Origin of the sequence: Butyricicoccus sp. Marseille-Q5471, assembly GCF_951230135.1 — a bacterium.
Classification (GTDB): domain Bacteria; phylum Bacillota; class Clostridia; order Oscillospirales; family Butyricicoccaceae; genus Agathobaculum.
Genome location: NZ_CATNVC010000008.1, coordinates 1 through 19,640, shown reverse-complemented (window position 1 = coordinate 19,640; position 19,640 = coordinate 1). Strand labels below are relative to the sequence as shown.

At 52.1% G+C, this 19,640-nt stretch carries 21 protein-coding genes; 11 read left to right on the top strand and 10 right to left on the bottom strand.

The features are described from left to right. Positions 1–121 precede the first annotated feature (121 nt). From proB to QOX26_RS09690, 7 genes are all read left to right on the top strand, one after another. Positions 122–931 carry a glutamate 5-kinase gene (gene proB / locus QOX26_RS09720; protein WP_283674780.1) on the top strand — a complete coding sequence of 270 codons (810 nt, stop codon included), beginning with the start codon at positions 122–124 and terminating at the stop codon, positions 929–931. After that, positions 928–2,175, top strand: coding sequence for a glutamate-5-semialdehyde dehydrogenase (locus tag QOX26_RS09715; RefSeq protein ID WP_283674779.1), 1,248 nt, complete (start codon positions 928–930; stop codon positions 2,173–2,175). Before proB ends, QOX26_RS09715 begins: the two co-directional genes overlap by 4 nt. Then, complete coding sequence (locus QOX26_RS09710) at positions 2,176–2,769, top strand: CYTH domain-containing protein (RefSeq protein ID WP_283674778.1); 594 nt, start codon at positions 2,176–2,178, stop codon at positions 2,767–2,769. A gap of 182 nt (positions 2,770–2,951) precedes the next feature. Further along, positions 2,952–4,445, top strand: a complete 1,494-nt coding sequence (gene putP, locus QOX26_RS09705; protein WP_283674777.1) for a sodium/proline symporter PutP — start codon at positions 2,952–2,954, stop codon at positions 4,443–4,445. 3 nt (positions 4,446–4,448) lie between these two features. Then, entirely contained in the window at positions 4,449–5,330 is an 882-nt protein-coding gene (locus QOX26_RS09700) for a ComEC/Rec2 family competence protein (RefSeq protein WP_283674776.1), read from the top strand. Continuing rightward, positions 5,327–5,560: a DUF3006 domain-containing protein gene (locus QOX26_RS09695; RefSeq protein WP_283674775.1), complete on the top strand. Its 234-nt coding sequence runs from the start codon at positions 5,327–5,329 to the stop codon at positions 5,558–5,560. The genes QOX26_RS09700 and QOX26_RS09695 overlap by 4 nt, the downstream gene beginning before the upstream one ends. Positions 5,561–5,602: 42 nt before the next feature. Next, positions 5,603–6,868, top strand: coding sequence for a diaminopimelate decarboxylase (locus QOX26_RS09690; protein WP_283674774.1), 1,266 nt, complete (start codon positions 5,603–5,605; stop codon positions 6,866–6,868). A 100-nt stretch (positions 6,869–6,968) separates the two neighbouring features. On the opposite strand, the gene QOX26_RS09685 is transcribed toward QOX26_RS09690, so the two are convergent. From QOX26_RS09685 to QOX26_RS09670, 4 genes are read right to left on the bottom strand one after another with little or no spacing between them, the layout of a single operon-like run. Continuing rightward, positions 6,969–7,148 carry a hypothetical protein gene (locus QOX26_RS09685; RefSeq protein WP_283674773.1) on the bottom strand — a complete coding sequence of 60 codons (180 nt, stop codon included), beginning with the start codon at positions 7,146–7,148 and terminating at the stop codon, positions 6,969–6,971. 51 nt (positions 7,149–7,199) lie between these two features. Then, positions 7,200–7,730, bottom strand: coding sequence for a hypothetical protein (locus QOX26_RS09680; RefSeq protein ID WP_283674772.1), 531 nt, complete (start codon positions 7,728–7,730; stop codon positions 7,200–7,202). 39 nt (positions 7,731–7,769) lie between these two features. Beyond that, positions 7,770–8,324, bottom strand: coding sequence for a tRNA (mnm(5)s(2)U34)-methyltransferase (locus QOX26_RS09675; protein ID WP_283674771.1), 555 nt, complete (start codon positions 8,322–8,324; stop codon positions 7,770–7,772). Positions 8,325–8,381: 57 nt separating this feature from the next. Beyond that, positions 8,382–9,545 (bottom strand): DUF819 family protein, encoded by a 1,164-nt coding sequence (locus tag QOX26_RS09670; RefSeq protein WP_283674770.1) that lies wholly within the window; start codon positions 9,543–9,545, stop codon positions 8,382–8,384. A gap of 194 nt (positions 9,546–9,739) precedes the next feature. Between QOX26_RS09670 and pepV the strand changes: the two genes are divergently transcribed. Then, positions 9,740–11,101 carry a dipeptidase PepV gene (pepV, locus tag QOX26_RS09665; protein WP_283674769.1) on the top strand — a complete coding sequence of 454 codons (1,362 nt, stop codon included), beginning with the start codon at positions 9,740–9,742 and terminating at the stop codon, positions 11,099–11,101. Positions 11,102–11,119: 18 nt separating this feature from the next. Continuing rightward, the gene (locus QOX26_RS09660) at positions 11,120–12,211 is read left to right on the top strand and encodes a dipeptide epimerase (protein WP_283674768.1); all 1,092 of its coding nucleotides are present in this window, start codon (positions 11,120–11,122) and stop codon (positions 12,209–12,211) included. A gap of 8 nt (positions 12,212–12,219) precedes the next feature. Here the strand turns inward: QOX26_RS09660 and sigE are convergent, their stop codons facing one another. The 5 genes from sigE to QOX26_RS09635 all read right to left on the bottom strand — a co-directional run bounded on the left by sigE (position 12,220) and on the right by QOX26_RS09635 (position 17,119). Beyond that, positions 12,220–12,945, bottom strand: a complete 726-nt coding sequence (gene sigE / locus QOX26_RS09655) for an RNA polymerase sporulation sigma factor SigE (RefSeq protein ID WP_442870223.1) — start codon at positions 12,943–12,945, stop codon at positions 12,220–12,222. Next, positions 12,942–13,784, bottom strand: a complete 843-nt coding sequence (locus tag QOX26_RS09650; RefSeq protein WP_283674767.1) for a sigma-E processing peptidase SpoIIGA — start codon at positions 13,782–13,784, stop codon at positions 12,942–12,944. Before QOX26_RS09650 ends, sigE begins: the two co-directional genes overlap by 4 nt. A 293-nt stretch (positions 13,785–14,077) precedes the next feature. After that, complete coding sequence (locus QOX26_RS09645; RefSeq protein WP_283674766.1) at positions 14,078–15,079, bottom strand: M42 family metallopeptidase; 1,002 nt, start codon at positions 15,077–15,079, stop codon at positions 14,078–14,080. Further along, the gene (locus QOX26_RS09640; RefSeq protein ID WP_283674765.1) at positions 15,072–16,097 is read right to left on the bottom strand and encodes a M42 family metallopeptidase; all 1,026 of its coding nucleotides are present in this window, start codon (positions 16,095–16,097) and stop codon (positions 15,072–15,074) included. Before QOX26_RS09640 ends, QOX26_RS09645 begins: the two co-directional genes overlap by 8 nt. Next, positions 16,094–17,119 (bottom strand): M20/M25/M40 family metallo-hydrolase, encoded by a 1,026-nt coding sequence (locus QOX26_RS09635; protein ID WP_283674862.1) that lies wholly within the window; start codon positions 17,117–17,119, stop codon positions 16,094–16,096. Before QOX26_RS09635 ends, QOX26_RS09640 begins: the two co-directional genes overlap by 4 nt. 167 nt (positions 17,120–17,286) lie before the next feature. Between QOX26_RS09635 and QOX26_RS09630 the strand changes: the two genes are divergently transcribed. Both QOX26_RS09630 and QOX26_RS09625 read left to right on the top strand, forming a co-directional pair. After that, the gene (locus tag QOX26_RS09630; protein WP_283674764.1) at positions 17,287–18,267 is read left to right on the top strand and encodes a hypothetical protein; all 981 of its coding nucleotides are present in this window, start codon (positions 17,287–17,289) and stop codon (positions 18,265–18,267) included. Between the two features lie 15 nt (positions 18,268–18,282). Then, a complete protein-coding gene (locus tag QOX26_RS09625) occupies positions 18,283–18,546 on the top strand; it encodes a helix-turn-helix domain-containing protein (protein WP_283674763.1) in 264 nt (87 codons plus the stop codon). A gap of 82 nt (positions 18,547–18,628) precedes the next feature. Here QOX26_RS09625 and QOX26_RS09620 read toward each other — a convergent pair whose 3' ends face one another. Continuing rightward, entirely contained in the window at positions 18,629–19,540 is a 912-nt protein-coding gene (locus tag QOX26_RS09620; protein ID WP_283674762.1) for a sensor domain-containing diguanylate cyclase, read from the bottom strand. Between the last annotated feature and the right edge of the window lie 100 nt (positions 19,541–19,640).

Genomic DNA, 19,640 nt, shown 5'->3' with positions numbered 1-19,640 from the left:
AAGTTACATTATAACACACAGGCCTACTGTTTGGAACATTTTTTTGTTTCACTTGTCACTGCCGCGCCACTGTGATAGAATTAAGATGAATTAGAATGTATAACTTTAAGGAGAGACAACCATGCTTAATATCGACGAGGTACGCCGCATCGTCGTCAAGGTCGGCACCTCCACACTGACGTATCCCAACGGCAAACTCAACATCCGTCGTATCGAACAGCTTGTCCGCTGTGTTTGTGACCTGCAAAACCGCGGATTTGAGATGGTACTCGTGTCGTCAGGTGCGGTCGGTGTAGGTCTCGGCAAGCTGGGTTTGACAGAACGTCCCAGTTCACTTCCGATGAAGCAGGCCTGTGCTGCGGTCGGTCAATGCGAACTGATGCACATCTATGACAAGATGTTTCTGGAGTACGGCATTAATGTTGCACAAATTCTGCTGACGCGCGAGAATATTACCAACGATGGGCAGCGCGAAAACATCCATAATACCTTCACCGCGCTGATTCATACCGGTGTTGTTCCGATTGTCAACGAAAACGACACAGTTGCAACGGCAGAGCTGGTTCACATCGAAAATTTTGGCGATAACGACACGCTTTCCGCTGTGGTTGCACGTATGTGCGAAGCGGATTTGCTCATTATCTTCACCGATATTGACGGGTTATACGACTCTGATCCCCGCAAAAATCCGCAGGCGCGGCTCATCACCCATGTATGCAAGATTGACGCCAGAGTACGCCGCATGGCGGGCGGTGCAGGCACGGCGGGCGGCACAGGCGGCATGGCAACCAAGCTGACCGCCGCCGAACTGTGCATGGATGCAGGCATACCGATGCTGATCGCCAACGGCGAGCGCTCGGAAATATTATATGACATCGTAGACGGCAAACAGGTCGGAACTCTGTTTGCACGAGGAGGCGCCGAATCATGAGAGACCTAATGACCATTGCCCGCGCGGCGAACGTGGCGAAACGTACGGTTGCCAAGCTGGGCGCAAACGAGAAAAATCGCGGTCTGATTTCCATCGCCAATGCGCTTCTTGCGCATGCGGACGATATCATCGCGGCCAATGCCGTTGATATTGAAAACGGCCGCAAAAGCGGGTTGAACGACGGTTTAATCGACCGGCTCACGCTTGACAAGAGGCGCATCGAAGGCATTGCTGAGGGCTGCCGTCAGGTTGCCGCTCTGCCTGACCCGATTGGCGAAGTGCTGTGGATGCACAAAACGCCCAACGGACTCAACATTGGGCAGAAGCGCGTGCCCATGGGTGTAATCGGAATCATTTACGAAGCGCGTCCAAATGTGACGGTAGACGCTGCCGCGCTCTGCTTCAAGGCCGGTTCCGCTTGCATCCTGCGCGGCGGCAAAGAGGCGTTCTACTCCTCGATGAAGCTGACCGAGCTGATGCGCGCCGCACTGGAGACCGAGGGTCTGCCTCCCGATGCAATCAATTTAGTTGAGGACACAACGCGGGACAGCTCTAATCAAATGATGCGCCTGAACGGCTATCTTGACGTGCTGATTCCCCGCGGCGGTGCGGGTCTGATTCAGGCCGTTGTGCAAAATGCAACAGTCCCGGTCATTGAAACCGGCACCGGCAACTGCCACGTTTATGTGGACGCTTCGGCTGATTTTGACATGGCGCAGCAGATTCTTGTCAATGCGAAATGCCAGCGCCCCTCTGTATGCAACGCGGCCGAAAGCCTGCTGGTTCACAAGGATGCAGCAGCAGCATTCCTGCCCATGGCGGCAGCAGGACTCGCACCGAGCGGCGTTAAACTGCACGGCTGTCCGCGCACTATGGAAATACTCGGTGAAACCGTTCTGCCTGCAACCGATGAGGACTACGGCAAGGAATATCTCGATTACGAAATTTCTATTAAGATTGTCGATTCCCTTGACGAAGCCATCGATCATATCAACCGCTTTAACACCGGCCACTCAGAGTGCATCGTGACCCGTGATTACGAATCGTCCCAGCGTTTTCTGGAGGAGGTCGATGCGGCAGCCGTATATGTTAACGCTTCTACCCGATTTACAGACGGATTCGAATTCGGTTTCGGCGCGGAAATCGGTATTTCTACGCAAAAACTGCATGCACGCGGTCCGATGGGACTAACCGCGCTCACCTCCACCAAATATATTATTTATGGAAACGGACAGGTGCGTTAAATGGAACAAGAGTACAAGTGGCGTGCTGATGCAACGGTACTTGGTTCGGCTCTTTTGTGGGCGTCGAGCCGTATTGGCAGTCAGGCGCGTACCATTCATATGCAATCAGAATATTTTGATACTGCAGACGGTTTGCTCCGTCAGCACGAGGCCGCCCTTCGCTTGCGGCAGGAAAACGACAAGAGCGTGTGCTGCATGAAGCTGCGCAATACCACCACTCCCGAAGGCATGCGCGCACATGAAGAATTTCAGTGCGATGCGGACAGCATTCAGGACGGACTTGCTCGTCTGCCTGCGCACGGTGCACCGCAGGAGCTCTGCGCTCTGGCCGCCTCCGCTCCGCTTCAGATGACGTGCGCTGTCGACTTTACCCGCTGCGCCATCCTACTGCAGCAGGACGATACCGTTTGCGAGCTTGCACTTGACGAAGGTTTGCTGCGTCGAGGCGAGAAATCGTCGCCGCTTTGTGAAATCGAACTGGAATTTGTCGCAGGCACAGAGGATACTTTCCATCAAATGGCGGCTGAGCTTGCCGATCATCTTGCCCTTGAAGTAGAACCTCTGAGCAAGCTGGCTCGCGCCATGAAGCTGTAAAACATAGCCCGTACGATGAGTGCGGGCTGTTTTTGTAAAACCTTTGCGCTTTTATCTGTATTATCCTACCCCTCCGCTGCGTTTTTCACAAAATGCAAGTTGGAGCTCGTTTACTTTCACCATGATATTGCAAAAAATCCTCTTTTCATATATAATATAATTGACAAATAGGGAGGGTTAAAATGTATATCAACAACAACTTCGTAATCATTGCCGCGTTTGCAGTCTATCTGATCTTTATGATCTGTATCGGTATGTTCTTCTACGGCAAAAACCGCACAACAACCGAGTATTTCCTTGGTGGCCGCAAGCTCGGTTCCTGGGTTACTTCCATGTCGGCGCAGGCATCCGACATGTCGGGTTGGCTGCTGATGGGGCTGCCGGGCGCAGCCTATCTGTCCGGTCTTTCCGCTTCGTGGATTGCAATCGGTCTAGCAATCGGCACTTATCTCAACTGGCTGCTCGTTGCAAAGCCGCTGCGTCAATATACCAAGGTTGCAGGTGATTCCATCACGCTGCCTCAGTTCTTTTCGAACCGCTTTGAGGATAAATCGGGCGCGATTTCGGTCATTTGCTCACTGTTCATCCTTGTATTCTATCTTTTTTACACTGCATCCGGCTTTGTCGGCGCGGCAAAGCTGTTTTCCTCCGTTTTCGGCATCTCGTACCTTGCCGCACTCCTAATCGGACTGGTCGTCGTTGTCAGCTACACCTTTGCGGGCGGATTTTTCGCTGTATGCTGGACCGACTTCTTCCAAGGACTACTGATGTTTTTCTGTGTCCTCGGCGTGCCGACAATTGCTATTTCCCGTATGGGTGGTTTTGAAGCCTTTATCGGTCAGGTTGAAGCCTTTAATCCGCACTTCCTCAACTTTCTGACCGACGCCGATGGCACAAAGCTTACTTTAATCGGTATCATCTCGCTGCTTGCATGGGGACTCGGCTACTTTGGCCAACCTCACATTCTGGTTCGCTTTATGGGCATTGAGAAACCGGCGGCGATTAAGAAATCTCGCCGCATTGCGACCGTTTGGGTGCTGATTTCGCTCACCGCAGCCGTGCTGATTGGCATGGCAGGTCGTATGTATCTGCCGGTTGACCTTGCCGCCACCGGTGCGCAGGAGACCGTCTATATCACGATGGTACAGCACCTGTTCCCCGTGTTTATCGCAGGCATCTTCCTTGCTGCTATTCTAGCCGCTATCATGTCTACAGCAGATAGCCAGCTTCTGGTCACCGCCTCGGCGATTACCGAAGACTTTTATCACGCAAAGATTCGCCCCAACGCCTCCGCTAAGGAGCAAATGTGGGTTTCGCGCATCTGCGTCGTTGCAGTTGCGCTGATTGCAGGCCTTATCGCAATGAACCCCGACAGTTCCGTACTCGATTTGGTTGAGTATGCATGGGCAGGCTTTGGCGCAACCTTCGGTCCGTTGGTTCTGTGCTCGCTGTTCTGGAAGCGCACCAATAAGTATGGCGCACTCGCCGGCATTGTCGTCGGCGGCGTGGTCGATTTGGTCTGGGCGCAGCTTTCGGGCGGCATCTTCGACCTGTATGAAATTGTCCCGGGCTTTATCTTCGGTCTGGCTGCCATCATCATCGTCAGCCTGCTCACGCCTGCGCCTTCCACTGAAATTGAAGCGCAGTTTGACAGCTACCGCACCTGTGAGGATTAAGCCTTGTCCCGTAAAACCAAACGCACTATCCGCACAGTATTGATTACGCTCGGCGCACTGCTTGTTCTGTTGGAAGGGGCGCTGAGCATGCTCGGCTTATCCTTTGACCGACCGATTACTACCGAAACCGCTGTTCACTTTATTGATGTCGGCCAAGGCGATGCCTCCCTGCTGCTATCCGGCGGGCAGGCTGTCTTGATTGACGCTGGCGAGACCTCTGCTGGTGAAACCGTGGTTGACTATCTTGAGGCACTCGGTGTAACACGGCTGTACGCCGTCGTGGCCACACATCCGCATGCCGATCATATCGGCGGCATGGCGAAGGTCATCGAAGCATTCCCAATCGACAACTTTTATATGGGTTCCGAGACCGCCAACACAAAAACCTACGAGCGCATGCTGGACGCGTTGAACGAGCAAAACATCCGCCCCATCGTGCCTCAGTCGGGCGAAGAGCTGGCGTTTGAGTCCGGTGCAGCGATTACTTTTCTCGGCCCCGCCGATGATGTACCTGCCGATGACCTGAACAATCGCTCGATCGTGTGCCTTTTCCGTGCAGGCGATCAGCGCGTACTGCTCATGGGCGACGCTGAAGGCATCGCCGAAGCATCCCTACTCAAGCATCACCCGTTTCTGTCCTGCGAGGTACTCAAGGTCGGTCACCACGGCAGTGATACCTCGTCCACTAAGTATTTTCTCAACCGCATCCGTCCTGATACCGCAGTTATTTCCTGCGGGAGGGACAACGACTACGGCCACCCTTCCCCTGATACCATGCTTCGGCTGACCGAAGCGAATATCAAAGATGTGCGTATCACGGCGGAACAAGGCTCTGTGATCATTCAACTCGATCAACCATCCGACAGCAAGGAGAATGCCGCATGAAACAGACTGGAATTGTCGACCGCTTTGAAGGCGAATTCGTCGTCGTGGAAGTTGGCGAACAAATGGTCAACTTTCCCCGCGCGGATGCGCCTGCAATGCTGTGCGAGGGCATGGTTGTCTACATCAAGGACGGCCGCATCGCCGGCATTGATGAACTGGAAACCCAACGTATGGAAAACGACATGCGCCGTCGGTTTGAGCGCATTCTCGGCAAACAAACCGATGAGTAACCACGCAATTCAGTAACCCCAAAAGAAAGAAAGGCGAAAGCAATGGAAAAGAAACCCTTTGTCACTCTTGAACAGGTGCAGGAAATCGTCAAAACCTATCCTACCCCCTTCCATCTTTACGACGAAAAAGCAATTCGTGAAAACGCGCGCAAGGTCAAGCAGGCCTTCGCGTGGAATCCCGGCTTTAAAGAATATTTTGCTGTCAAGGCTACTCCCACGCCCCGCCTTCTGCAGATTCTGCATGAAGAAGGCTTCGGCTGCGACTGCTCCAGCTACACCGAACTGATGATGAGCAAGGCCTGTGGCATCACCGGCCATGACATCATGTTCTCATCCAACGTGACGCCGGATCAGGACTTTAAACTTGCGTCCGATCTTGACTCTATCATCAATTTCGATGATATCACCCACCTTGACTATTATGATAAGGTGGGCGAATGGAAGGACACCATGTCCTGCCGATACAATCCGGGCGGAGATTTTGTGCTGGAAAACGAAATCATGGACACCCCGCAGGAAGCGAAGTACGGCATGACGCGCGAGCAGCTTGCGCAGGCATTTAATATTATGAAGGAAAAGGGCGTCAAGCACTTTGGCATTCACGCCTTCCTCGCCTCCAACACAGTGGCAAACGAGTATTATCCCGCACTGGCACGCATTCTGTTTCAAACCGCGGTTGAGCTGCAGAAGGAAACCGGCGTGCATATTTCGTTTATCAATCTGTCTGGCGGAGTAGGTATTCCCTATAAGCCTTGGCAGGAGCCGAACGACATCATGGCCATTGGCGAGGGTGTGCGCCGTGCTTTTGAAGAAGTTCTTGTCCCTGCCGGTCTGGGCGACATCTCGATTTACACCGAAATGGGTCGCTACATTCTCGGCCCGTACGGTGCACTGATTACCAAGTGCATTCACCACAAACACACGCACAAGGAATATGTTGGACTGGATGCCTGCGCGGCCAATCTGATGCGCCCTGCCATGTATGGCGCGTATCATCACATCACTGTTCTCGGCAAGGAAGACGCACTGCGTGACCGCACCTATGATGTAACCGGCGGCCTTTGCGAAAACAATGATAAGTTTGCGATAGACCGCAATCTGCCGCGCATTGATATCGGTGATTATATCTATATCCACGATACCGGCGCACACGGGTTCTCCATGGGTTATAACTACAACGGCAAGTTGCGCTCTGCCGAGGTACTGCTCAAGGAGGATGGCTCGACCGAGCTAATCCGCCGCGCGGAAACACCGGAAGATTACTTCGCCACCTTTGATTTTACCGGCTTGTTCAGCGAAAACAAGTAATTGCCAATAAAAAGTCCGTTCCAATAGGAACGGACTTTTTTTAGTTAACTTATATTGGATGCAATCAGCAGAATCACCGTAAGAGACAAGAACAGAATAATTAGTCCGCGCAGCACAGCAAGCGCACGCCTGCGTCCTGGTGATGGATGAAGCAGCGCCGTATTCTCATCTGCTTCATCAGCAGGCTGCCCCTCCGATATTGGCACAGCAGATATATTGTCGAAATCTGATAGCCGGTCAACCAGCCGCACGCCGCAGCTGTTGCACACGGTAAAGCCACTCCGAAATTCTGATTTACACTTAGGGCACCATGGCATATACGTTTCCTCCGCTATCGACCCGAAATCATCCAAAGCAGCAGCAGCGCCACGCCGATAACCCCCAGAACTATTGGCAGTACCTTGAACGAAGCGTTGTCCTCCAGCTCGCCAGCCGGCTCCTGCACCGCCTGCTCCTCGGCCAGTACCGCCAATTCGTCCTCGCTCAACTCGGACTCAGCCAAATCCGCGCGAAAGGTCTCAATGACCTGGCGAGCCTGCGCGGTTTCCCCCGCATCCACTATAACCACAACGCCGTACCGTTCCGAATCGCCGGTGTAGGCACGCATCTCCTCAAAAGCAGCCTTGCGCGTCATCGCATCTATTCCGTTATGCTTGAGCGCTTCTACAATCATCTCCGCTTCGGAGGTTGTCGGTGCAGTGTAAACCGCAATCGGCTTTTGCAGTCCGACATACGTCGTTTCCGACTCTGTTTCCGGCTCGGCCTGTATGGCAGTTTTCTCTTCCGTCAAAGCGACATGGCAGTCCTTACATTCTGTAAAACCCTCGCGGTATTCAGTGCCGCATTTGGGACACCAAGGCATGTTCATCAACTCCTCTGTTTTCATGGTAGCATAGAATTCTTATTCTTTCCAGATAAAAATCGGAATCGGCGGGTCATTTTTGCGATTCATCCAGTCGCATGAAAGCACGGTAAAGGTCTGGTCGTCAATCGTTTTCAGAAACGCCAGAATCGCATCGCGCTCCTCATACCCATTCTCACCACCATAATATAGCGCAAGGCTCATCACCCCGCCTTTTTTCAGAAGCCGCAGACTCGCTGCAATCGCAGGGATGGAGGTGTCTGCCGTTGTAAAAATCCTGACATCCCCGCCCGGCAGCCGACCAAAATTAAAAACAATGCAATCGACGCTCTCCGGCGCGGCATAGGCCTCCATATTGCTGTGACTGTCGCATATCACTTCAGCGTGCAGACCCTCTCGCTCGAGCAGCGCACGCGTTTGGTCAACCGCATCCTGCTGAATGTCAAACGCAAGCACGCGCCCTGTCTCCCCCGAGATACGGCACAGCAGCGCCGTATCCCGCCCCTTGCCTGCTGTTGCGTCGATGCAGAATGCGCCTGCTTTGACGGATTGTTGTAAAAACGAGTGCACCACGCCGAGCGTATTAAGCTGCATATTTTTCTCTTCCTTTCCGAAAAACAGCCTGCCCAATACGGACAGGCTGTTTTTTAATTATGCAAACAATTTCATGATATTGGCAACGATTAAGCCGCCGCCGGTGCCAATGACATACCCCATCAATGCCATCAACACGCCTACCGGAACCAGTGCACCCGAATAGGATGCTGCAAGAATCGGTGCCGAGGCCGTACCGCCGATATTAGCAAGCGAAGCGACACCGCAAGTGAACAAATCCAGCTTGAAAATCTTAGCCAGAATCACCAGAATAATACCATGGATTGCAAGAATCATAAATCCGGACAGAATCCACATCGGTGCGTCCGTCAGTTCGAGCAGACTTGCGCGCGAAGCAAGCAGCGCAATGACGATATACAGCATCACATTTGACAGCTCAGCCGATCCTGCAATCTTGCCAATTGGCGTTACTGCCGCAATCAGGCTGATTACGGTTACGACAAGCACAGTCCATGTAGCCTTATCCAGCCAAGGAGCCACGCCATTGATTGCCACGCCGAGGTTCTGGCTCAGTGCAGAAACCAACAGCGAGCCGCCAATCAGGAACAGCATACCGGCAAAGGTGATGTGGTTGGATGCTACAGCCTGCTCATCTTCCAGACGCTTACAGACTTCGTCGAGCGTTGAGGTAGAGGCCTTGGTCCATTTATTGAACTGCGGTGCAAACGAAATCGCCCAGAGCAGGAACATAACCCAGATTGAATAATCAATCGAGTCAATCACCAGCGCATAGGCCATGTCTGATTCGCCGATATTGAGCGCCGCCTGTACAGCAACCATGTTGCCCGAGCCGCCCATCCAGCTGCCGCAGAGTGCACCAAGCGCCTTCCATGCCTCCGCGCCCAGCTGCGAATGCATGACCGCATAGGTCACAATAAAACCGATACCAATTGAAATACTGGCGGAGAAGAAGCCACCCAGCATACGAGGGCCCAGCTTCAAAATCTTGCGAATGTCGCAGCGCAGCAGCATTAATACCAGCATCGCATACAGAATGTTATTTTTCAGTGCTGCATAGGCAGGCTTAGTCGCCTCCATATCCCATGCACCGACGGTGCACAGCACCATGGTCAGCAAATACAGCAAAACAACGGGCGGAACGTATTTGAAAAACTTCCACTTGGTTAGCTTTTCCGCTCCAACCAAAACCGCTGCCAGAAACACCAGTGCCGCAATGTAGGTGAATCCATTTGTGATCATACATACTACCTCTCTTTACTTTTCTTTGTTCCCATTTCTCCCTCCTCTGGATGGACAGAACAATAGTTACATTATAAACCATATTCCGTCATTTTGCAACAAGAACCCAAAATTCTTGCATTATTTTCGTGCATGATTTGAAATAAGAGGATTTATCGGTTACAATAGAAATATGTATGTAAAGGAGGAAGCTCATGGATTTTAAACCCTACATCCGCGCACATGCCGACGAATTGATTGAAAGCCTGCAGAAGCTCATCCGCATTCCCAGTGTGGAAAACCTCGGCGAGGACGGAACACCCTTTGGCCGTGACGTGCACCGTTGCTTGATGGCAGCGCTCGTTCTGTGTGAAAAGCTCGACATTCGTCCGGTCAATATGGATAATCAGCTTGGCTGGTGTGAATATGGCGAAGGTGATGAAATGATTGCCGTGCTCGGCCACTTGGATGTCGTGCCCGCAGGTGATGGCTGGACGCACGACCCCTTTGGCGGCGAAGTTGTAAACGGCCGCATCTATGGCCGTGGCACAATGGATGATAAAGGCCCGCTAGTCGCTGCGCTTTATGCGCTCACTGCGATCAAAGCATCCGGTGTGCCGCTGTCCCGCCGCATTCGGATTTTATTCGGTCTAAATGAAGAAACCGGTTGCCGTGATATGAAGTATTACCTTGCAAACGGCGGTGAAGTCCCGCTGATGGGATTTACACCCGACGGCGAATATCCAATTATCAATGGCGAAAAGGGCATTATAAACTGCACTTATGCTAAAAAAATTACCCCCAGTGGCGCTTATAAGCTGCGTCGATTTGAAGGCGGTACGGCATCCAACGTCTCTCCTGCATTTGCCTTTGCCGAACTCGAATGCCCGCCGGAAGCGGTTGGTATCATCGCCGCAAATAAGGTCTCCGTCACGCCGATTGAAGGCGGTATCCGCGTGGAGGCCACCGGTGTTTCTGCGCACGGTTCTACCCCCGAACAAGGCGAAAACGCCATCGGCCGTTTGGCGATGGCGCTTGCACAACTGCCGCTGGAGGGTGATTTACTCGATACGATTGCCTTTTTGGCCGATCGCATCGGCATGGAAACACGCGGTGAGTCGCTCGGTCTGGCGATGCGCGATTCGCTGTCGGGCGATTTGACCGTGAACCTTGGCGTAGCAGCCGGTGATGCACACGGACTGTCGCTGACGCTGTCGGTACGATATCCCGTCACAAAGACGTTTGACGACGCCGCACCGCGCCTGCGTGCCGCGTTCCGCCTCGGCGGTTTTGACGAAACCGCTATGGTGCACAAGGCGGCTATCTATATGCCCCCCGAAAAGGAACTGATTCAGAAGCTCAGCAAGGTATATGAGGCTGAAACCGGCCGAAAGGCCGAGCTGAAAAGCATAGGCGGCGGCACTTATGCGAAATGCATCCCGAATCTGGTCGCCTTTGGCCCGATTTTCCCCGGCGACGAGGTGCGTGAGCACAAGCCGGATGAGTATATGGAGGTAGAGCGTCTGCTTCAGAACGCAGAAATCATTGCAGCCGCCATGTATGAACTGGCCAAGTAAGAAAAGGAGTGTCTTACAATGAAAATTACCGAAATAAAGCTCGGAAAAATTTCCGTTCCGTTGCGCGTGCCGTTTAAAACGGCGCTGCGCTCGGTTTCCTCGGTTGAGGATGTCATCGTCGAAATTCACACCGATACCGGCGCGGTCGGCTACGGTGAAGCCCCACCGACCGGCGTAATTACAGGCGACACGACCGGCGCGATCGTCGGTGCGATTCAAGATCATATTGCCAAAACCATTCTCGGACGCGAGGTGGATGATTTTGAGAACCTGATGCTTGCCGTGCAATCCTGCATCCTGAAAAACACCAGCGCCAAGGCTGCGGTCGATATGGCGCTCTGGGATTTATATGGTCAGCTGCACCGCATTCCGGTGTATAAGCTGCTTGGCGGCAGCCGCAGCCAAATCGTGACCGACATTACCATCAGCGTCAACGATCCGGAGGAGATGGCGCGGGATGCGATGGATGCTGTCGCTCGCGGCTACGACTGCCTCAAGTGCAAGGTTGGTAAGGATGCCGCGCTCGATCTGCGCCGCTTGGAAGCCATTCGCGCAGCGGTTGGCTCCGATGTTTGTATCCGTATTGACGCCAATCAGGGTTGGAAGCCCAAAGAGGCTGTTCGCATTCTATCCAAAATGGAGGATCGTGGACTGGCTATTGAATTTGTAGAGCAGCCGGTTCATGCGCACGATATTGAAGGGCTGAAGTACGTCACCGACCATATCTCGATGCCCGTTTTGGCCGACGAAAGTGTATTTTCTCCTGAAGATGCCCTGACGATTATGCAGACACACGCGGCCGATTTGGTCAATATTAAGCTAATGAAATGCGGCGGATTATACAACGGTCTCAAAATTGCATCGGCGGCCGAGGTTTACGGTGTAGAATGTATGATTGGCTGTATGCTGGAAGCCAAGATTTCTGTCAATGCGGCAGTGCATCTGGCGTGCGCCAAGCAAATCATCACCAAAATTGATTTGGACGGACCGGTGCTCTGCTCCGAAGATCCCATCCTCGGTGGTGCAGTGTTTAACGAAAAGGTCATCTCCGTATCGGACGAACCCGGTCTCGGCATTCATGGTGTCGAACAAATCACGTATCTACCGTAATTGGTTCATCACACCCATTTCAGGATGTCTTTGCGCATGCGTGCGATGATTCGTTTTTCCAATCTCGATATGTAGCTCTGCGAAATGCCTAGCAGATCAGCAACCTCCTTCTGCGTCAGTGGCTCGGCCCGGCCTATGCCAAAGCGCAGCGAGATAATTTGCTTTTCCCGCGCCGGAAGAAGGTCTAGCGCACGCAGCAGCAATGCACGATCCACATCGTCTTCGAGCGGGCGAAGCACACTGTCCGCCTCAGTCCCAAGAATATCGCTGAGCAGCAATTCATTGCCGTCCCAGTCTGAGGAAAGCGGTTCATCGAAGGAAATTTCGGTGCGCTGTCCTGAAATTTTACGCAGATGCATTAAGATTTCATTTTCAATACAGCGCGAGGCATAGGTGGCTAGTTTTACATTTTTATCGCTTTTATACGTACCTACTGCCTTAATCAGGCCGATTGTACCGATGGAGATCAAGTCTTCTGTTCCCACGCCGCTTGATTCAAACTTGCGCGCCAAGAAAACAACCAGACGCAGATTGTGCTCAATCAGGGTGTTGCGTGCCTCCGCGCTGCCTGCCTGACAAGCCACAACCTGCGCTGCCTCTTCCTCTGCGGAAAGCGGCGGAGGCAGCACCTCGCTGCCTCCGATATAGTATATCGGTTGTTTACCCAGTTGACGAAGAATCCAGTTCCAAACTTTTCCGCACCATGTTTTCAGCATCATACCTCTTCCTTTCATATGCCGATTAAACCTTCATAACCGCCGTTTCCCATCTGTTCCGGGCTAACGGCAAGCACACAGTCAAGCATCGTTCCATCCGCGCGCAGTACAGCGTCCGGACGCACGTAAAGCAGCATTCCGCTTTCTGTCCCTATCGCATGATAGGGTACCAACCCAAAGCGAGCCGCAAATTCGGGTGAAACACGTGACAGGCAAGTTGCAGCGTTGTTACGATCCAGCTCTTCGATTGCCGTCCCAACACTGCCAAGTACATTTTCCGCGGCATTTTTGCCGAGAATGATTGCAGGCTTTCCGGACAACGGTTCCGCCAAATCATTTCCTGTATCATGCAGCACGGATACCGCGCGTTCCCGTCCATTGAACCGAATGTGCAGCGTTTCGATTTCACGCCTAACCGCACCATGTGCTGCGTCGCCGCGCAGCAGCACGCCGCTGACGGCATACCCTAATACGGCTGCCAGCACCAGTACACGAAGTGGCACTGCGAAATAATACCCGGTGCCGAAGAACAGCCGGTTTCCGGTCAGTGCACCCAGCGCGGCGGCCAGTCCTGCGAACGCACAGGCCACCACTGCGTACAGCGCACACACCCGCACAAAGCAGGCGGTTCTCCCATAAGCGACCACGCAAATCACAACACCGCAAACCAGCCGAAACACTAGCACACCAAACGCCGGAGCCATTACAGAGCCCACTGCATATAGACCACCAAGTGCCGCACCCAGCAACACCCGCCAACGGTTTACGGATACACCGCCCAGGCGCGCCGCTGCGAGCAGCGTTGCATAATCCATGATTGCATTGGTCAGAAAGAGTACATCCACGTATACGGTCATTCCGCAGCCCTCCCCGCCTGTCTTTGCCATCATATCACAGCGCGGCCGAGCTTTTTGACGAAAGCAGTATCCGCAAATCCTGTCCAAAAAGCATAAAAACGCCCGAAACCGCCCTGAATAACTTCAGAACGGTTTCGGACACAGAGTAGTATGTAAGTGATGATATGGTCTTAATTTTGTAAAATAGGAGCTGATCCAATTGTGGGATCAGCTCCTTTGCTGTGTCTATATCATACCTGAATTTGAAGGAATTGTCACCTGTTATTTTTAACAAAATAAAGTGGTAAATTGTTTTAAAATTCGACAGATGCAAAGTGAGCAAGCAGCGCCGCTGCATCCTCAACATCCTTAACCGCACACATTTCACTCGGCGAATGGATATACCGCGTCGGGATAGAGACCGCACCGGTCAGGATACCCGCCCGCGTCTTCTGCATCGCTGCCGTATCCGTGCCGCCAAATCGCAGAATCTCCTGCTGAACCACAAGGCCTGCAGCTGCAGCGGCCTGTTCGAGCTTCTCACGCACGACAGGGGCACAAATGGCTGAATGATCCATGATTTTGATGGCCGCACCCTTACCCATATCAACCGCCATCGGACTTTTTCGCTCCGGCAAATCGCCTGTATCCGTCACATCGACCGCAACCGCAACATCAGGATTGATTGCAAAGGCTGCAGCCCCTGCACCGCGCAGGCCCACCTCTTCCTGCACGGTGAATACAAAATAAAGATCGTTTTCCGGCTCCTGTTCGGACAGATTTTCCATTGCAAGCAGCAGTGTGACGCAGCCAATTCGGTTATCCAGATACGGACCGCAGAGAACCCCGTTCTGCTCGAAAGACAGCGCTTCAAATACAGCAAAATCACCCACCTGCACCATGTGCATCACATCTTCATGGTTCTTCGCACCGATATCGATAAATAACTGGTCAAGCGTTAAATCCTTGAAAGGAGTCTTTTCCTCATAAGAAATCACACCACGCGTTCCATTTGCAAAGCGTACCTGAATGTTAATCAAATCGCCCTTAAACAATCCGCCGACCTGTGAAAATCGGATAAATCCCCGTTCGTCAATAAAGGTCGCAACCACGCCAATGGAATCCATATGCGCGGCGAACATCACCTTCTTGCCCGCGCCCTTACGGTGGCAAATTAGATTACCTAATGTGTCGGTGGTGATATTGTCAATCCACGAGGCAGCCAGTGCTGCGATTGTCTCACGCACACTCTCCTCACGGCCGGACGGGCCAAAGGCCGTGCCTATCTCTTTATATAATTCAAAAACCTTACTCATCGTCGTCCCCTCCGATTTCTTCTAAGAATGCGCGCGCAGCCTGACACACAGCCTCAATATCCGAGACTGCCGCCACACCGGATGGCGAATGAATATAACGCACCGGTGCTGCTACCGCACACACGCGCACACCAGCACGGCTTTTATGAATCCGTCCGGCATCCGTACCACCCGCGACGCGGCTCTTCGTTTGCCACGGAATATTACGCTTGATGCATGCATTGCGCAGCAACTCAAACAATGCCGCATCATATATCGTCGCTCCATCCATAAATGGAATCACTGCTCCGTCGCGTACACGGCAAACAGCTTTTCCATCTGACACCTCTGCCAAATCAGCCGCCGTTGTGCCTTCAACCACCAGACAGAACCCCGGATCAAGCGCAAACGTCATCGTCGCCGCACCGCGCAGACCGGTTTCTTCCTGCACGGTGAAACAGAACCATGTATCAACCGGCGGCTTGTCACGCAGCAGGGTCAGCAGTGCTGCACAGCCGACGCGGTCGTCAATGGCCTTTGCCTTGAGCATTCCATCGCCAAACGCAACGCAGTCAGAATCAAAGACGCCGTAATCTCCAAGTGATACGCGCGCTTCAGCGCTCGCTTTACCAGAAGCGCCGATATCAATATACAAATCCTTGGCCTTCGGCATGGTTTTACGTTCTGTGGCAGTTGTTAAATGCACGGCCTTGATACCGACTACACCAACCACGTCCCCAAATTTAACACGTCTGCCGATGACTACGCGCGGATCTACACCGCCGACAAAGCCAAATTTCAGCATGCCGTCCTCGGTAATGCGTTTGATAATCACGCCGACCTCATCCATATGTGCCGCTAACACAACCGGACGATCCAGCGCCTTGTCCCCTTTTCGGAACACCATGACGTTTCCCATGGAATCAGTGCGCAGCTCGTCTGCATAGGGGCGGGTGAATGCCACGACGAATTCCCGAACCTTGTCTTCGCAGCCGGACGGGCCCGGCAAGGCACAAAGCGTTTTGAGCAATTCAATCACAAGGCCACCTCCCCATCAAAGCCACGGATGAACTGATATATGAGTTCGGCGACTGCTTCTACATCCGATATCTGTATCGTCTCAATCGGTGTATGCATGTACTTTTCGGGAATCGACAGGATAGCCATTGCAGTTCCGTCCGCAACAATCTGCATCGTCCATGCATTTGTACCGGTGTTACCCTCCATAATTTCGAGCGCATACGGTATATCGTTGGCCTTCGCTGTCTTAATCAGCGCTTTGGTCAGTTCCCGCTGCATGTTGGGACCCATGCCAATGATAGCACCGCTTCCGAGCTCAAAAACACCGTCCGATGGCCCGTCAGGCGTTTTTCCATGCGTCACGTCTACCGCGATGCCGTATTCCGGACGAATTGCAAAGGTGCCTGCCTGTGCCCCCAGTCCGGTTACTTCCTCCTGCGCGGAAAACAGCACGGCAACATTACATTTGAGGGATTCATTTTGCAGCTTTTCCATTGTTTGCAGAATGGCCGCAATCCCCGCGCGATCATCCAGACTCTTGCTCGACAGCACACCGCCCGAAAGCTCCGTAGGTTGCTGAGCAAATACGATTGGCGTTCCAATCTTAATTTTGCTCCTTGCATCGATCAATCCGGTGTCAATCAGCATTTCATCCACCGGAACGGCCTTGTCCTGCTCGCCTGCCTTCATCAAGTGAGGCGGCATGCATGAAATCACGCCATACAATGGCTCGTCTGCCAATATCGTTACTTCATTGCCCAATAACATGCGCGGATCAACCCCGCCGACCTCAGCAAAGCGCAGGAAGCCTCCCTCCAACACCTCGGTGACAAGAAAGCCAATCTGGTCCAGATGGGCATCCAGTAAAATGGTTTTGGCGCCATCCCTTCCGCACTTCTTGAGTCCTAGCACACTGCCAAGTGCATCAATCTCTACCGCATCGCAATAAGGACGCAGCCATTCGGCAACTGTTCCTGCTGCGTCTGATTCAAAACCGCTGACTGCCGGCATTGTGCATAGCTTTTTCAGCGTTTCTGTCATATTCAAGAGCATTTCCTCCTTCTTTCTACTTTTTGTACAGGTTCATTATACCCTTTTTGTGTGTAGCTTACAATCATTATTCTACCGCTTGACAGATAGAATCAAAAGTGTTATATTCAAATCGTAAGTAGTAAGTAAATTTTATTTACCTCCAAGGAGGGATTTCTTTGACACACCTCAACATTTCACAGCGTTTTGCTCTAATCGCCCTCAATGGGCAGGATCTGGAACGCATCACAATCGCAAAACGAATGGCTCTTCGAGGCATCGCCGCAGCTGTCGCGCTTGAATTGCAGATATCTTCAGGCTGCAGCCTAAAAAGCCTCTTTGTTTGCCCGCCGGAAAGTACATTGGCACTTTATCAGCAAACCGTATTAGATCAGCTTGCACCACGCACGGGCGAAACTCTGATTTCTGTCGTGCAGCGCACCCAGAAGTTACATGATAAGGCGCTGAAAGTATTGGAGCGTTGTATTTCCGATCAACTGCAGGGCGATAATCTGCTCGATACCGTACCCAGTTTGCTCGGATGTGATTTGAACGCGCAGGACAACGGTACGCAATACAACGAGTATCGCACCGAAGCGTCCGTTTATACCCGACTATCCGAAGGCCTGCGTGCCGAGATTCTGGAAGACGATCAAATGGCGGATGAGAACATTATCTTGTTCTGGCTGCTGCGGGAGAGCGGCTGCATCCACGACCTGTTCAACGAAGGAGAATTACCCACGGTGCAGGTACAAATGCAAAAGGCTTATCGTGTCAGTCCCCTTGCGCATCAGCTTTTGCCGCTCGAAATTCATAGCACGCTGGAAAGCAGCCTCAAGGGTCTATTGGGTCTCAAGCAAAAAGCAGCTTCCGCCGATATCGGTATTGGTCTTAATTTTCTCTTCCCTATTTTTGAGCGTTCCCAGTCTATCTTCATTGATACCGAGCGACTCTATGATAACAATGAGGTGTTTCTCTCCCGCATATTAGACCGTCTGGCCGGCCACGATGTGGAAGTCCTTCGTATGAGCAAAGTTCCGTTGCTGCGCATTGATAATGTCTTATATGAAGCGGTCCCTAGCGCTGTGCAGGTTGGCGGTAGTGGTATCCGCATACCGGTTTACGGTGCTCGTTTGCGCCGCTATCCGCTTTTTGGTTGACAGAGGGGCTCGATTATGTCTCGTCAACGCTCTCTGGAGACCATTCAAAGCGCCCAATTCGTCTCGATTGGTGAGCTCGTACGCCTAACCGGATGTCGATATTCTACCCTCAAGTTCTACACCGAGGAAGGCCTACTTCCTTACGAACAAGCCGAGCAGAACCTGACCCGCCGTTTCCCCCGCGAACGGGCGATTGCGCGAATCGCAAAAATTCAGGCGCTGAAAACCTCTGGCTGCCGTATCGATGAAATAAAAGTCCGTCTGCTGGGCGATGGATAAAGTAACAATATGCACAAAAAAGCCGAGCGCCGTTTGGCGCTCGGCTTTTCATATGACAAATCGTTTTTGTAATTCGCTTTATTTATGCCAACTCAAATGTATTCTTTGTTTTTTTCGCTCGATACAATGCTGCATCCGCTTTGCTCAGCAGCATCTCATACTCTTTTGCCGAATCCGGATAAAAGGAGATTCCAACGCTCTTGGTTACGCCCAGTGCATTGTCGTTCTGCTGAAGCAGTCTTTGTACTTTTTCAACCACCGTTACTTTATCCCTAACATCCCGCATCAAAACAACGAACTCGTCTCCGCCAAACCGTGCAAGAATATCCTGCCGGCGAAACACAGTTTCCAAGTGCTTTGCCACAGACAATATCACCTCATCGCCTGCCTGATGGCCATAAGTATCGTTTATAAGTTTAAAATCATCCAAATCCAAAAAGATAAGCGCAGCTTTTTCCCCCGGACATTTACGCAATATCTCACCGCTCAGTTCCTCAAATCGGCGCTTGGTATACAAGCCGGTAAAGGTATCCGTCTGGGTTTCCCGCGTCAGCGAATCAATCCGATCATACATATCCTGTATGTCTGCAATGATGCCAATCATAATGATAGAGCCATCGTCTTTGATAATCGGTGTAACATTTACTTTGCACCAAACATATCCCGTTTGCCCTGTTTTCATCCGCACCTCATAAGAAGTCGGTTCCCCGTTGAAAATCGACTCAAAAGCATGCGCCACAACCTGCGTATCCTGCGGGTGCACAAAATACTCTGTCACCCGTTTCTGGTATGCATCAGCAGACAGGCTGCTGTATCGCTGCACGTCCTGCAAAATTTGTTCACCGGATACGCCGAATATTGCTTCCGAATTTTCAAAGAAGGTATAGAGCTGACGATTCACATCCACCTCAAAAATGCATACCTTCGCGGCTTTCAGGGCAATCGAAAGCCTTCTTTTGTAATCCTGCTGTAAATGGTAAGATAAAGTACACACTTTTCAGCCAATAGAACTGCACAGTTTTTCGACACATAAAGTGCACAGTTTTTCGCCAAGACTGCACAACCTCCGAGGAGTTGGTAAAATGAAGCCAGCC